The 15271-nt window shown below is 50.1% G+C and carries 13 protein-coding genes and 1 pseudogene; 3 read left to right on the top strand and 11 right to left on the bottom strand.

Features of this window, described 5'->3' with window-relative positions:
* Positions 1-17: 17 nt before the first annotated feature.
* From NDA01_RS10825 to gatA, 4 genes are all read right to left on the bottom strand, one after another.
* A complete protein-coding gene (locus NDA01_RS10825; RefSeq protein ID WP_348227945.1) occupies positions 18-3665 on the bottom strand; it encodes a WD40 domain-containing protein in 3648 nt (1215 codons plus the stop codon).
* 280 nt (positions 3666-3945) lie between these two features.
* Positions 3946-4848: an alpha/beta hydrolase gene (locus NDA01_RS10820; RefSeq protein ID WP_348227944.1), complete on the bottom strand. Its 903-nt coding sequence runs from the start codon at positions 4846-4848 to the stop codon at positions 3946-3948.
* Between the two features lie 105 nt (positions 4849-4953).
* A complete protein-coding gene (locus NDA01_RS10815) occupies positions 4954-5190 on the bottom strand; it encodes a hypothetical protein (RefSeq protein ID WP_348227943.1) in 237 nt (78 codons plus the stop codon).
* 107 nt (positions 5191-5297) lie between these two features.
* Entirely contained in the window at positions 5298-6758 is a 1461-nt protein-coding gene (gene gatA, locus NDA01_RS10810) for an Asp-tRNA(Asn)/Glu-tRNA(Gln) amidotransferase subunit GatA (RefSeq protein WP_190552299.1), read from the bottom strand.
* A 124-nt stretch (positions 6759-6882) separates the two neighbouring features.
* On the opposite strand from gatA, the gene NDA01_RS10805 reads away from it, so the two are divergent.
* Positions 6883-7746 carry an alpha/beta fold hydrolase gene (locus NDA01_RS10805; RefSeq protein ID WP_190560787.1) on the top strand — a complete coding sequence of 288 codons (864 nt, stop codon included), beginning with the start codon at positions 6883-6885 and terminating at the stop codon, positions 7744-7746.
* 72 nt (positions 7747-7818) lie between these two features.
* Here NDA01_RS10805 and NDA01_RS10800 read toward each other — a convergent pair whose 3' ends face one another.
* From NDA01_RS10800 to NDA01_RS10775, 6 genes are all read right to left on the bottom strand, one after another.
* Positions 7819-8103: a DUF1816 domain-containing protein gene (locus NDA01_RS10800; protein WP_190439644.1), complete on the bottom strand. Its 285-nt coding sequence runs from the start codon at positions 8101-8103 to the stop codon at positions 7819-7821.
* A gap of 68 nt (positions 8104-8171) precedes the next feature.
* Positions 8172-9749 carry a 23S rRNA (guanosine(2251)-2'-O)-methyltransferase RlmB gene (rlmB, locus tag NDA01_RS31890; protein ID WP_431193376.1) on the bottom strand — a complete coding sequence of 526 codons (1578 nt, stop codon included), beginning with the start codon at positions 9747-9749 and terminating at the stop codon, positions 8172-8174.
* 88 nt (positions 9750-9837) lie between these two features.
* On the bottom strand, positions 9838-10296 hold the full coding sequence (locus tag NDA01_RS10790) for a Mini-ribonuclease 3 (RefSeq protein ID WP_431193375.1): 459 nt from the start codon (positions 10294-10296) through the stop codon (positions 9838-9840).
* Between the two features lie 151 nt (positions 10297-10447).
* Complete coding sequence (locus NDA01_RS10785; protein ID WP_199295836.1) at positions 10448-10798, bottom strand: STAS domain-containing protein; 351 nt, start codon at positions 10796-10798, stop codon at positions 10448-10450.
* A gap of 149 nt (positions 10799-10947) precedes the next feature.
* Positions 10948-12141, bottom strand: coding sequence for a glutamine-hydrolyzing carbamoyl-phosphate synthase small subunit (gene carA / locus NDA01_RS10780; RefSeq protein ID WP_190439661.1), 1194 nt, complete (start codon positions 12139-12141; stop codon positions 10948-10950).
* Positions 12142-12270: 129 nt separating this feature from the next.
* Complete coding sequence (locus NDA01_RS10775; protein ID WP_348227942.1) at positions 12271-13236, bottom strand: diacylglycerol/lipid kinase family protein; 966 nt, start codon at positions 13234-13236, stop codon at positions 12271-12273.
* Positions 13237-13475: 239 nt separating this feature from the next.
* Between NDA01_RS10775 and NDA01_RS10770 the strand changes: the two genes are divergently transcribed.
* Both NDA01_RS10770 and NDA01_RS31885 read left to right on the top strand, forming a co-directional pair.
* Positions 13476-14408: a retropepsin-like aspartic protease family protein gene (locus NDA01_RS10770; protein ID WP_348227941.1), complete on the top strand. Its 933-nt coding sequence runs from the start codon at positions 13476-13478 to the stop codon at positions 14406-14408.
* Positions 14409-14433: 25 nt separating this feature from the next.
* Positions 14434-14784 (top strand): DUF4303 domain-containing protein, encoded by a 351-nt coding sequence (locus NDA01_RS31885; RefSeq protein ID WP_431193374.1) that lies wholly within the window; start codon positions 14434-14436, stop codon positions 14782-14784.
* Here NDA01_RS31885 and NDA01_RS31880 read toward each other — a convergent pair.
* A pseudogene (locus tag NDA01_RS31880) lies at positions 14686-14987 on the bottom strand (IS1 family transposase); the annotation flags it as partial. The gene NDA01_RS31885 and the pseudogene NDA01_RS31880 overlap by 99 nt on opposite strands.
* Between the last annotated feature and the right edge of the window lie 284 nt (positions 14988-15271).

Below are 15271 nucleotides of genomic sequence, written 5' to 3'. Positions count from 1 at the left end.
TACAGTCGCGTTTGGTGCTACGAGTCGGCGATCGCTCCCAAGGCGATTAATGTGGTTTTTTGGGCTTCTGTTAAGCCTTTGACCTCTGTAATATTCATTCCTTCATAGGGTCGCGGTGGTTGCAAGGTGTTGAGACAGGTTCCAGTTTCCAGATCCCAACACTTCATCGTTTCGTCTTGGCTCCCACTCCACAACAGGTGATGACGGGCCTCCAAAAGCAAGGACCAAACCCAGTTTTGATGACCCGACAAGGTGTTGAGACATTCTCCGGTACTTAAGCTCCAAATCTTAATCGTTCTGTCAGCACTACCAGTAATGAGCTGATCACTGCTGGGATGAAAGAGAATGGATAGAACGGCACTGGTATGTCCTGACAGAGTTCTCTCACATTCTCCAGTGGCAATATTCCACAGTTTGATGGTGAAGTCATCTCCCCCGGTTGCCAGTAGTTGACCATCCGGGCAAAACGACACAGACCACACTCGATTAGCATGCGCTTGGAGGGTTCTGAGACATTGGCCTGTAGCCACATCCCACAGATTAATCATTTGCTCATAACCACCACTCGCAAGCAAGCGGCCATCTGGACTAAAGGCAACTGACAACACAGAACTCGTATGTCCTGACAATGTCTGGAGACATTCTCCACTGGTGATGTCCCACAACTTGACTAGATGGTCGTAACTACCACTGGCGACTAATCTGCCATCTGGACTTAAGGCGATCGCCCAGACCCAACTGGTGTGACCTTGCAATGTTTTTAGGCATTCTCCAGTTTGCACATTCCACAGTTTAATTGTGCGGTCTAGGCTGCCTGTGACTAAAGTTTGACTATCCGGCGTAAAGGCGACGCCAAAGATACGATTCGTATGTCCGCGAAAGATTTTTTTCAGCGGGTAGCCCAAACTGCGAGATGCGTCTGAATCTATGGCGTTGAAATCCCATAATCTAACTGTTTGGTCTTCATGGCCACTCGCGAGCCATTGCTGATCCGGGCTCAGGGCGATCGCATAGATCGAGTTGCTGTGCCCCTGAATAGTTCTGGCACATTGGCTCGTAGAGATATCCCAAATTCTGGCTGTATGGTCATCTCCCCCGCTCGCGAGTAGATGTCCCTCTGGATGAAAAGCTACAGACCAAACTCGATTGGTATGTTTCTCTAAGGTAGTGAGACATTCACCTGAAGGCACACTCCACAGCTTGACGGTTTGGTCATAGCTACCACTGGCAACCACTTTACCGTTCGGGCTGAACGCGACAGAGGCTACGGTGCTGACATGCCCTGGAAGCGTTTTCAGACATTCTCCCGTGTTAGCATTCCAGAGCTTCACGGTATTGTCAAAACTGCCACTCACCAGCGTTTGTCCATCTGGACTGAGTGCCAGCGCTTTGATCCAATGACTATGAGCCGGGAAGCTCTTGAAACATTCTCCTGTGGCGATCGCCCATAGCTTGATGGTTTGATCTTCACCTGCACTGGCTAGGGTTTGGCCACTAGCAGCAACACTCACTGCCCAGACACAAGCGGTATGCCCTGCCAAAACTCGTAGGCAATTCCCTGTCTGGATATCCCAAATGCGGATGGTATGGTCGGTACTACTACTAATGAGGATTTGCGCTGCTGCACTATCGGGAAAACTAGGATGAGGCGCAAAGGCGATCGCCGTGACAATGCTGGTGTGTCCATGCAAAGTTTTGAGGCATTGTCCTGTTTCTACATTCCACAGCCGCACTGTATGATCTTGCCCACAACTGGCTAAAACTCGGCTGTCCTGGTTAAAAGCAACCGCCCAAACCCAACTATTATGGCCTTTGCAAGCTACCATCTGCTTGCTGTTTGTTGCTCTCCAAATATGAATGTCGCCATTGGTATCACTGGTGGCTAAGAGCTGACCGTCTGCGTTAAAGGCTACGGAAGTAATGCCGCCGAAAGTCGCTGCAAAAACACAGTGAATGAATTCTGCCTGAGCGAAATTTACTTGGTGTAAATTGACATCTTGTAGATAGGCTTGGCGGATCTTTAACCCGGAAAAATCATAACCTGCTAAATTCGTCTCTAGCTGACGAAACAAGTTGAGGAGATTGCCACCGCCATATCCGGTGAAGCTGAGTGATTGGTTCTGTAGCTGAGTCAGCAGCTGATTCAGTTTTTGCTCAAGCTGTTGCAGAGAGCCTAATTTGGTCAGCGATCGCTCCACCACAGCTTTTAGAATGAGCCGAATTTGGCTTTCCCGAATATACTCTTTGGCTTGCCCCTGCATCAATACATGACTCAACAGCAACCGAGGAGACACCGTGACGATCTCCTCACAGACTTGCTCGATCAGTTTCTCAGTCACATATTCCATCACCACGGGCTGTTGCGTAAATCCCAGTGGGCGAGTCGCACCAGCAGTCGGCTTGGCTGTGTCAATCAGACAGCGCCATGTCAGCGATTCCAGAGTCTCCATCAATTTGGGTCTGGAAATCTCCGGTATCATGTTGACTTGCAATTCTGCCGGAACAACTGGTTCCCGATTAATTGCTAGCCAATACATCACCTGAGCTTCTATGTCTGACAAGCGCTCAAACTGTTGAGTCAGTAAGGTCGCAATGCCGTTAAATGCTCCCATACCTTGGTCGAGAAATGCCGCAATATCACCGGCAAATAAATCCTGAATTGAGGTAGCGGCAATCTTGAGCGCCAACGGATTTCCGCGGTAGTGCTCGATCAACTGCTCTTGTTCGGTGGTCGAACCTGCCAATCCTTTAGCCAGCAAAATTTCATGCCCTGCGATCGCCTCTAACCCAGCTACTGGCAGCGTTCGCACAGACAGCAAATCTCCTTCTAGCGCTCCGACTTCTTGAGGTTTCTCCCGAGTTGTAATCACCAAACAACTTTGATGGGAGATCTCGCCGACCCGCCTCAGCAACTCTCCATAGCTTTCATAGCCGCTGCGGTAAGCTCCTGCTCGCATACCTCCTTGGAGGATCGCCTCAAAGTTATCCAGAATCAGTAGACAGCGAGATCCTCGTAACAGCTCCAACAGACGAGAAAGCTGGCCGCTTAAACTTTCTGGCAAGGTGATGTCTTGCTGACGGGATAAAAACTTGATCAAAGTTGCGAGTAGCTCTGGTAAGGGCGGGGCATCTCGCAGCGATCGCCAAATCAGACACTCAAACTCACCCTGTAATTGCTCCCCAACTTTGACAGACAAAGCTGTTTTACCAATCCCTCCCATCCCCAAAAGGGTGACGAGACGGCAACGGTCTTGCTGAACCCACTGACGCAAAGTGCTGAGTTCATCGGCTCGACCATAAAAGATCGACACATCAATCGCTTCTCCCCAATCTTGAGCCGGGAGTGAGGAGCTAGAAGCGTGAGCTAAGGAGGTGCTACTGTCTCCTCGATCGCTAACTGCAACTTCCTGGCGCTTGGCTTGCGATCGCTTCAACACGGTTGGACAGTTGAATTTTGTGACTCTCTCGCCTAAAGCATCCGAGAGTAACTGCCACAACTTAGCACCCGTATCTTTGATGTAGCCTTGGTCATAGCCAGATTCTTTCGCAATTTCTGAATATGACCATCCTTCCCAAGCTCGCTTAAATACCGTCTCTTGCACTTTATTTAAGCGGCCTACCTCTAGAACCTGCTCAACAATCCCTAATGCTTCTTCAGCAGTCATCAACCTGCAACTCAATCTTGGCTTTCAGTGAATAAATGACATTTAGCACGCTCATCAGGCGTACTAGCCGTTTACGCACCCCTCAATAAGCTTATCCGCAAATTTACGGTTTATCTGACTTTATTCTGACCTGCTCAGATCAACAAATCAGGGAGATCAAGGTTGATATCGCTCAAAACAACACTTCACAACTAAGTAGCTTGGGTATACAGTTCTCAGCAAAGCCCTGCTACCTCCTAATTTTAGGCGATCGCTAACTTAGCGCCTCACTCCTCAATCACTAAGAAATAGCAGTTTGTTTTTGCCTAGTCTGCACCTGCTCCACAAATTGTTGAATCACTTGAAGATAGCGGCCCTCACCAATGGCAGCGACATCATTGTGTCCCGCATCCTCCACCAATAAAAGTTGCTTGGGTTCTGGCGCTGCCTGAAATAAAGTACGGCTCATTTCTGCGGGGACTGTCAAGTCTAGAATGCCGTGGATGAACAACACAGGCGTCTTCAGCGATCGCACCTTTTCCAGAGAGTTAAACTTCTGCGTCAACAACAAATCCGCTGGAAATAGACCAAATCCACCTCGAACATCGACCATCCGGCGCATGGAAGTAAAGCTACTTTCCACGATCAGCCCAGCAACTTCAGGCTGCTTGATGGCTAAGTCAATCGCGATCGCCCCACCTAAGGAATGACCATAAAGAAAAATCTGTTCCGGTGGAATCTCCCGGACTTGAGTTAAATAGTTCCACGCAGCCTGTGTATCTGCATAAACCTGCGCTTCAGTAGGAAAACTGCCCTCACTGCGACCATATCCTCGGTAGTCAAACACAAAGACAGATAGCCCTAGCTGATGAAACCGCTGGGATTGGGATACAGTGGCTCCCACATTCGCCCCATTGCCATGTACATACAAAACCACGCCTTGTTCTGGCTCTGTAGCGGGCATCCACCATCCATGTAAGCGCTCTGCTTTGCCTGTAGGAGTGGTGATGGGTATCCAGATATCTTGATAAACCAGATTGACAACTGCGGGTGTGGTTTCGCTAACGGGAGCAGGAAAGAAGATAAACCGATTTTGCCGAAATAGCAGGAAGACACAAGCTGCTAAATAGGCGATCGCCAGCCCTCCTCCCAAGACCAGCAGTAACTTCAGCAAGAGTTTGAACAGCAAAACCAGCGTGGGCATAAGTTTCAATTCCAGAGCCAATGAAGAGCGCTAGCCGTAACGCCCGTTGGGGTTGTTACTGACTAGCGCCATTCTCTGTACCACTTTAGCTAAGTGCCACTCCAGCTAAATAGAGCGCCGCTTGAACACATAGTAGGAGCCTGCTGCCGCGACTCCTAGTAACAAGCTGCTTCCTAGCGCCAGAGGCATTGTGGTGTCAGGACTCGCAACTGTACGAGTCACTGTTTCTTCAGCAGAGTGGATCGGATCGTGATGAGCTTGAGCGCTCGGGGCGATCGCGTGAGCAGCACCCACTAAAGCTAGCGTCAGGGAGGAGAGTTGCCAAAATGAGCCTAACTTCATATATCCTGCCTTAGAGTCTAGAAATTGCGTCATCCCTATAGGAAGACTGAAGGCATAATAACTAGACTCTGAATGTTCACTAATGGATCTTTAGAGAGAAAACAGAGTTAACCCAGATAGGGCAATTGCTCGTGCCAAGGCGTAGATTGCTCATAGGCATAGGCAACCTGGAACAAGATATCTTCCCGCAGCACATTGCTGATCATCTGTAGACCAATGGGCATGCCTTTGTCATCAAAGCCACAGGGAACGCTCAAGCCTGGTAAGCCCGCTAAGTTCACCGGAATGGTCATCAAGTCAGACAGATACATGCTTAACGGATCAGCTGTTTTCTCACCCGCCTTAAATGCCGTAGAAGGGGCAGTGGGACAAACTAACAGATCCACTTGTTCAAAGGCTCGCTCGAAGTCTTGCTTGATCAAAGTCCGAACTTTTTGCGCCTTCAGGTAATAAGCGTCGTAGTATCCAGCAGACAAAGCATAGGTGCCAATCATGATCCGCCGCTTCACCTCAGAGCCAAACCCTTGAGCGCGGGTCTTAGTATACATCGCCAGGATGTTATCAGGGTCTTCCGAACGAAAGCCATATTTCACGCCATCATAGCGAGCCAAATTAGCCGAAGCTTCAGAGGGCGCAATGATGTAGTAAGTGGGCAAACCGTAGCGGAAACTAGGACAAGAAATTACTTGAATTTCCGCGCCCAAATCCTGAAGTTGTTGAATCGCTTTGGTGACTGCGGCTTCTACGACCGGATCAAGTCCTTCGCCAAAGGTTTCTTGAATTACCCCAATTTTGCGCCGACCTCTAGGTTTGAGATCAGGCTTGAGAAATTTCGAGTAGTCCGGGATTTCTACGTTAAGGCTGGTCGAGTCTTTGGCATCGTAGCCCGCGATCGCCTGCAACAAAACTGCGGCATCTTCGACACTGCGACCAAACGGCCCAATTTGATCTAACGAAGAAGCATAAGCCACCAAACCATAGCGCGAAACCAAGCCATAGGTTGGCTTCAGACCCACCACACCGCAGAAGGAAGCGGGTTGCCGAATCGATCCGCCGGTATCCGATCCCAAAGCGACTACGCACTCTCTAGCCGCAACCGCCGCCGCCGAACCACCAGAGGAGCCACCAGGCACACGCTCTAGATCCCAAGGATTCGCGGTGACTTGATACGCTGAGTTCTCGGTGGAGCTACCCATCGCAAACTCGTCCAGGTTGGTTTTACCCACCATTACAGCTCCAGCGGCAGCTAGCTTCTGGGTCACTGTGGACTCGTAGGGTGGCACAAAGTTTTCTAAAATTCGCGAACCGCAGGTCGTGGGAATACCCTGCGTACAGAGATTGTCCTTAATCCCTACAGGGATACCTGCTAACAGTCCGATTTCTTCCCCTGCCGCAATTTTGGCATCGACTTGCCGTGCTTGCTCTAGCGCCCGATCTGCCGTGACGCACAGAAAGCTATGCAATTTCGGCTCTAGGGCTTGAATACGCTCTAGAGCTTCTTGGGTAATTTCCACAGCCGAGCGCTCTTTGCTGACAAGCTGTTGATGCAACTCGCGGATGGATGCCATGCAGCGACCTCTTCCTGACTCAAAGTCCAAAACTTTAGTATACGTTTCTGCAAATACACCTTATCTGTTTAGGCGAATAAAGTTCTGGTCAGCCACTATAGAAATTGAGAAATTAGGGGTTAAGATGCAATCGCAAAATTCGAGTTTCGATCGCACTGCTCAAGCTGCTCGTTTACATGTGCAGAACCAAGGGCAAGGATTTCCCATTCTTTGTCTGCACGGCCATCCCGGATCAGGCAGTAGTTTGTCAGTGTTTACCAATCATTTATCGCAGCGTTTCCAGACCATTGCGCCGGATTTACGGGGTTATGGCAACAGCCCTGCTCAGCAAGCTTTTGAGATGGAAGATCATCTACTGGATCTAGAAGCGGTGCTCGATCGCTATCAAGTTTCGCGTTGCTTAGTTTTGGGTTGGTCGTTAGGTGGCATTTTGGCGATGGAGCTAGCCCTAAAATTTCCCGAACGAGTCAGTGGCTTAATTTTGGTTGCGACAGCAGCTCGCCCACGTGGTAGCCATCCGCCCATCACTTGGCAGGACAATTTCTATACGGGGTTAGCATCGATGATCAATCGCCTTTCCCCCGGTTGGCAGTGGAATATTGAAGCCTTTGGCAAGCGATCGCTCTACCGCTATCTGATTCAGCAGCACACCGCGATCGCCTACCAATATTTAGCCGATGAGGCACTAGTTGCTTACCTCCGCACCTCACGAGAAGCCACCCAAGCTCTGACAGCCGCTTTGAGAAAAGACTATAACCGCCTAGCGGATCTCGCTCAAATTACTTGTCCCAGCTTAGTCTTAGCGGGTGCCGAAGATCGCCATATCACGGCTCAATCTAGTTGGGAGACTGCTCAGCACCTCCAGAACAGTCAATGGCATTGCTACTCAAACACAGCTCACCTGTTCCCTTGGGAGATCCCCGATCAAGTCGTAAAAGATATTGATCGGTGGCTAGCTCTCCATCCAGAAGTGGTGAAATCAAATTAGGTTGGTTTTCTTAGCGAACCTCAAGGGTAGCCACAGGTTTAAAGGCAATTTTGAGCGTGACAACTCACATTACTAAAACTGCCCGCTAAGAATCCGAGACTTTCCCAGAGGCATTTTTACCTCCAAATCATCCGCGATTGTTAGGTCGGCAGGGGTTTTGCAGCGCTTTACTGTGACTCGAATCCCTTGAGCGCCTTCTTGCTCCAAATCCTCAACGTAACCAGATTTGGCAACTTGAGCTTCTTGAGAACTGAGGAATGGCCCGAAGTAGTAAGTACACCGAGGCCTATCAGTAACAATCTCAACCCAAAAAGCGAGCCCAAGAGTCTCGAGAAAACTGACCAAAACTTCTTTCATGATTCTTTTTCTGTGCCGATTACCAACGTTTTACGGGGTGCTACGCAGGCTTTTACTGTCGTTATTATTCACACTTTGTTATACTCTGTTGCATTTCTTTTTTCAATTCCTTCCTTGTTAGGCATGTTGACAAAATCAAAGGAGGTGCCATGCCGCTGTCGATAAATTTCATAAAGTACCATTCCTGTGGCAACGGAAGCATTGAGGCTGGGAGTCTTGCCGCTTAACGGAATGGAGACTAAAACATCACAGCAGCGCTGTACCGTTAAGCTTAAACCTTCCCCTTCCGAACCGATAACCAGGACAATCGGGCCAGAAAACTTCACCGTGGGGACGGGCTCGCTCGCTCCCGCAGCAGTACCGTAAATCCAGAATCCGGCAGTCTTGAGTTCTTCTAAAGCCCGGGTGAGATTGACGACCCTAGAAACAGGAAATGTTTCTAAAGCCCCTGCTGCTACTTTCTTCACAACGGATGTAATCCCCGAAGCTCGGCGTTGTGGGATCACCAGGCCTTGGGCTCCTAGCGCTTCAGCAGTCCGAATAATCGCTCCTAAGTTGTGGGGGTCGGTGATCCCATCCGCCACAATGATTAAGGGCTGAGCCGTTGCTGCTTGGGCTTGGGCAATCAAATCGCCCAAATCAGCATATTCATAGGGTGCAACCTGGGCAATCACACCTTGATGATTTGCACCTGGCGCAATGTAGCTGAGACGTTGCGGCTCTACTTCGTCAATGACAGTGCCATTGGCTTTGGCTTGCAGCAGCACGGTATGAAATCGAGGGTCATAACGCAGTCGAGGAGTAATCCAGATCCGATTGAGCGGATGTTGGTTTTCCAAGGCCGTTAGCACCGGATGACGACCATAGATCAAGTCGCTTTCTTCGGACTCGCCAGCAGGTTTGGTGGAAGTCTCGTCAAAACGGCGATCGCGGTTTTCCTGCCCTCGATCTCGTCCTTCACTCCGCCCCTCAAACTTGCGCTCGCGACCTTCACTCCGACCTTCAAAACTGCGACCCCGACCTTCTGAGCCACCGCGACCCTCAAAGCTGCGCTCACGACCCCCAAAGTTACGCTCCCGTCCTTCAGGACGACCGAAACTCCGATCGCGGCCTTCGCTGCGGCCTTCAGAACTAGAACTGCGATCGCGCTCTCCAAAGCTGCGGCCACGATTTTCAGGGCTGCGTTCCCGCCCTTCCGAACCCCGCTCACGCGGCTCAAAACTGCGTTCACGGGGGCCAAAGTTACGCTCCCGTCCTTCGGGACGACCAGAACTGCGATCGCGCTCTCCAAAACTGCGATCGCGGCTCTCAGAGGTGCGTTCCCGCTTATCAAAGTTACGAGTGGGTTTATCTGAGCGCTGCCGAGGAGCCTGAAAGTCTCCTGTGTTTGCAGTAGGCCTGACTCTAGGCTCTCCGTCACCTGCACCCCTCCGGTCGCTGCCTCGGTATTCTCCCGCTCTATAATCGGTTCCCTTACCAGAGGGGCGCTCCTTAGCAGATTTTGTGCGCAGACGAGGACGTGAGCTGCGAGATGCATCCTTTGGGATGGGGCGGCCTTGGCGGTCTCCTGACTGACCTTGCGATTGAGACCCTTTGCCTTCAGCGGCTCTACCGCGGTCTTTAGAGTAATTCTTCTTGGCGGCCATATTATTCTCTCAATAGTTCGAAAAATTTATATCCCGGAGCCTTCAAGTCCCCACTGGTCTGAGGCTCATTATGTTGACCAGGAGGTAGCTACTCCTCTAGCGTTGGGTCTAGTTTCAGTTGGGCCAATAAGTAAGCCAAACGCTGGGGATTGGTTAGGTATAGATAGCCCATTAAAGCTTCTAGACTAGTTGCCTGCTGATAGATTTCTGGATTCACTCGCTTAGAGCGGCTAGAAGCGGCGTTACGTCCTCGTCTCAGAATTTCTAACTCTTCGCCTGTCAACAAAGACTCTAGCGATCGCAGATGGTGAGCCTGGCTCTCAGCTCTGACCTGCGCCACAACTCGCTGATGATAGCTTTGCAGTCGCTTGGGAGGAAGCAGGTACTGAGAGCGGATATACAATTCATAAACTGCATCTCCCAAGTAAGCCAATGCACCAGGTGAAATCGTCTGCAACTGAGCAGTGGGCAGAAGATTAGCTGGGCTAGCCAGGTCTTGAGCTGCCTGTGTATCCGAAATTTCTAAGCAATCTTCTTCTGCTTTCACAGACAGCTTTTACCTTGTCAGCTAGATCCCACAGAACCGTTATTTTCCATCATAGGTCAGTCGATTGATTCGCTACAGTCTTGCCATTTTTGCAGAATGACAAGCTATCCAGTTAAGCCTGGATAGCTTGATGGCGCGACTTTTGCATGAGTCAAGCTGACTTGACGTTCTCTAAGGCCACATCGACTGAAGTTTGCAGAGCTAAGAATTGCTCTAGACGAACTAGCTTCACAGTTTGAGTCACTCGAGGATTAGTGACAATCTGCAAGGTTCCCTCAGCGGCTTGCGCCTTTTTGGCTAGCTGCACCAGTGCACCCAGTCCAGAACTATCAACAAAGTCGATATGGGAAAGATCTAAAATGACATGCTTGGGGCCTTCTTCGACGCATTTTGTGAGCACCTTACGAAAGGTAGGTTCAGAAAATGCATCTAACAGACCCGTCAGACGGAAGAGTTGGCAATTATCTCTGACTTCGCGTGTGCCTCTAAGGCTAACGGTCAGGGTGAGTGGCTCAGGAATAAATCCCTCCTAACAAAAAATGTCCATAATTCGAGGCTCCAGTATACACTTTAGCCAGTTTTCAGGACAACTCATGCCAGTATAATCCTTAGCTCCATGCCTGTAACCTCAAGTTTGCAACTTTAAGTTTTTTAGGACGTTGCTTCGGTGGCGACGGCGGTAGGGCGATCGCCGTTAGTTTTGGCAGCTCGCATAGCCTGCACAAAGTTCTCAAACAAATAATCTGCGTCATGCGGACCAGGACTAGCTTCCGGGTGATATTGAACCGAAAACAATGGCAAGGATTTGTGCCGCAAGCCTGCTACCGTGCGATCGTTGAGGTTGAGGTGGGTGATTTCCACATCTGCATCAGGCAGGGATTCTGGCGCGATCGCGAATCCATGATTTTGGCTGGTGATCTCAATTCGCTGCTTTAATCCAGCAGGTTGATTGAGTCCTCGATGACCAAACTTCAGCTTGAAGGTTTCTGCCCCCAACGACAACCCTAAAATCTGGTGGCCCATACAAATGCCGAAGATGGGTTTTTGGCTGGTCAAGAGTGCCTTGGTCGTGGCAATACCTTCGGTTACTGCCGCCGGGTCACCGGGTCCATTCGAGAGAAAAATCCCGTCTGGATTGTATTTCATGATTTCGTCAGGAGGCGTGTCGGCTGGAACCACAAGGACGCGGCAACCGTAGCTAGCCAGACGACGCAAAATATTGCGCTTAATCCCAAAGTCCAACGCCACCACGGTTAACAAATTAGAGCCACTCTCATCGTTCTGAGCAGTAGGGCTGAACTCCCACACGGAATCGGTGGGGTCAGACCATTCGTAAATCGTTGAGGTCGTTACTTCCTGGACTAAGTTGAGACCAGCCATACTGGGTGCATTTTGCACCTGCTCCAGCAGTTCTGTGGGATCAAGAATTTCGGTCGAGATTGCCCCATTCATGGCTCCAGCAGAGCGAAGCTTGCGCGTCAGGGCGCGGGTATCAATGCCGTAAATGCCTGGAATGTTGTGTTGCTTCAGGTAGTCCGATAAAGATTGGGTCGATCGCCAATTGCTAGGACGTGGGCAAATATTGCGAGCGATCGCCCCTCGTACCTGAGGCCGTGCAGATTCATCATCTTCAGGGTTTACGCCAGTATTTCCCAACTCAGGATAAGTGAAGGTAACAATTTGACCGCAATAGCTGGGATCGGTCAAAACCTCCTGATAACCCGTCATTCCTGTGTTGAACACAACTTCGCCAATGGTGGTCCCAGGCGCACCAAAAGACCACCCCCGGTAAACTGAACCATCCGCAAGAACTAAAAGAGCAGGTTGAGGGGCAGAAAGAGCCATAGAAGTCTAGATAGGAGGACCTGGAAACTGATACTTGAAAACTAATACTTGCCGGACGCTATTATCCCATGCCCAATTGTAAGTGTCGTATCGAAAACTGCCGAATCCGACTGGCCCAGTAGGAGCACATTAGGGCGAACTTGTCTCTGCTGGAACAAGCACTTTCAGAGCCTGGTGCACAACTTGGAATGTCACAGGCAACTCACCAATTTGATGCCCATCAATATGAAAAGGCAGCTTGCTAGGTGAACTAAGACGCACCTTTGCCACTTGGTAAGTTTCAATTTTGGGGTTGTAGTGGTACTGTCCTCGACTAATAGACCAAAAATGACGCACTAGTTCCCATTTGCTGAACTTGCGATAAACGCTGACAGTCAGCAGCCCATCATCCATCACTGCATCAGGAGCCACCGTAAATCCGGTTCCATAATAGGGACCATTGGCAATCACAACTAGTAGAGCTTGGAGCTGAAATTCGCTGCGAGTTGCGAGTTGACGGCGCAAAAATCGTTGACGCAAGGAGGTGCGTGTCGTCGCGTTTGCCAAGGGACGATCTAACTCAATTTTCAAGCGCTGAGGTTGATAACTAATGGCTAAGCGGACAGCTTGCAGCGTTCGTCCCCATTGCCCATCCTTCACTTCCTCCCCTAAAGGAAAGAGAGCTGCATCTAGCCCTACCCCAGCGGCCTCAAAAAAGTAGTGCTCAGCGTCGTTGTTAGCTTGTCCGACATCAATACTTTTGATTTGCCCTTGGGCGATCACTTGACAGGCTTGAGCCAGATCAGTCGGTATATTGAGGCTACGAGCAATGTTGTTATAGGTGCCAATGGGAACAATGCCCAGCGGAATTGGCGCGTGAATCAGCCCTTTTGCGACTTCACTGACCGTGCCATCTCCACCCCCCACAATCACCATGTCATATCCTTCTTCTACGGCTCGTTGGGCCAGCAGCGCCGGAGATTCATCTGGCTTGGTAAATGCGAGATCAGCTCGAATATCTTCTGTCTCCAAGGCAGCAATGATATCGGGCAGCTTCATGGGGTTAGGCTCATCCGTACCGGAAACCGGATTCATGATCAAACTTGCACGCTTCACTGGCTTGGCCCCACTTGGATGTTGTGAATCAATATCAACTTATTCAGTGTCTAAACTAAACCTAGCTGATTCCAGCTTGGTGCCGCTCGGTTGCCTGAACAAGCCAACCGTCTTTTGAGCAGGCGATCGCCCTGTACGGAATCTCAGCTGAAGTCGGTGAGTTTAAAGTAGAAGAGTGAAAACTGAAAATATCTAGCTTGTAGACTTTAAACCATCCCACGGCAGTTGTTTGCCTTCCTATGCCAAAGCTTTTTCCGTCGAGAGCGATTTTGCTGATTGTGTCGGGTGTCTTAACGCTGGCTAGTACAGGTTGCAGCGGCTCCTCGATCAAGCCTTCGGCGCAGAGTCTGTCTGCTCCCACGCCTACTTCGAGTGCTGCGCCAGTGGCTGCATTACCGATTGATCCCTCACCTGTAGTGATTGAAGAACCTGCGTCTCCGCCTTCCCCAGAACTAGATCCCTTTGAGTTTGCGCTCGATCGCGCTGCCAGTGCTGCTAGCATTGGAGCCTCCGCGCAATCCCAAGATGACTGGAAGTTAGTGGTGAGCCAGTGGCAAGAAGCGATCGCCTTCCTCAAACAGGTGCCAAACTCCAGCCCTTACCAATTGCTAGTCAAAGAAAAAATTAGCGAATATCAACAGCAACTCACGTACGCCAAAAAACAAGCCAGCAAGCCAGATGGAGCGGCTGAGCCCCCTACTGAGAGCGTTATTGCTTTAGCGCCTCCCCCGATCCCACAACCCGTAGAAGCCTCACGCTCCAATGTCGCCACCCGACCGACTCAACCTGCACCTAGGCGCGAACGAGTTTTTGAGGCTCCGATCAAGCGCCGAGAAGGCGGCACTCCCGTGATTGATGTCACCTTTAACGGCAATCAAACCTTCGAGATGATTGTGGATACGGGCGCAAGCGGCACCTTGATTACTCAGCAAATGGCAGCTGCTATGGGTGTCAAACCCGTGACCAAAGCCCTGGTAGACACAGCTAGCCAAAAAGGAGTAGAAATTCCCGTCGGCTTTGTCGATTCGATTGAAGTAGATGGTGCAGTTGCTAGCAATGTCTCAGTTGCGATCGCGGGGCCTGACTTAGATACTGGATTGCTCGGTCACGATTTCTTTGGCAACTTTGATGTCACGATTCGGCGCGACGTGGTGGAATTTCGAGTCCGATAACGCGATCCTACTGTACTGAGTTTGTATGCAACTGAATTTCGATTACGCAAAGCTGAAAGAGGCTTTGACTTCTGCCACAGCTGAAGCATTTGCCCAAACCAAAGCAGTTGCTGAAGCTGAGTCTCTCTATGTTTTCGGCCTCTACATTTCCCGGGAAGGCACTTCCATTACACCCACTGCCAAAACAGAAGCAGGGCTGACTCGGCTGGCCCAAGAGTATGCTCATAAGTACGGTAAGCCGAAAAACTTGGGTAGTGTTCTAGACCTGTGGAAGCAGTCAAACAGCCCGACCAAACTCATAGCGGTTGATGAACAACCCAACTACAATGTCATGCAACCAAGTAGTTTTGGAAAAACAAATTGTTTTACGAGCTAATCGCTTAATCCGAGTTCTCAAGGTTAAATGTTTGCGCTCCATCTTTTGGGTGTTCGCTTTTCCAACAGTGTGCTGCTGAGAATTAAGCAACCGTAGATAAGCTCCCCAAGCATCTGTGTAAAGTAAGTCAGACCAAAGGGTTGCAACAGCGCTTCGAGTTTGACCAAAGCTGTATCTTCATACAGTGCTAAAACATAAGCCATTTTCCTGGTGGGGGGACAGAGTGGGTTTAAGGCAGATGTAGCAGAGGTGGAGGGACAATAGGCAAATAAAAAAGGTCCCTGCTTGTTGAGAAGACCTTCCATAATCAAAATGCCTAAATTCTACCAAACTCATCTGCGCTCTTGCCTCAGTCTGGCTCAATTTCTCCTACTCCTGCTGGTAATTCAACTCCTACAAACCCTCAAAACCATCAAGCTCGAATCCCTTGCAGCGAATCTACCAATACCCATTCAAAGCGCCAGCCGTCTACGAAAGTTGAAACGCT

The sequence above is a fragment of the Trichocoleus desertorum AS-A10 genome (assembly GCF_039962155.1).
Classification (GTDB): Bacteria; Cyanobacteriota; Cyanobacteriia; order FACHB-46; family FACHB-46; genus Trichocoleus.
The sequence above is the reverse complement of the archived record's forward strand: the minus strand, read 5'-3'. Positions and strand labels throughout refer to the sequence as shown.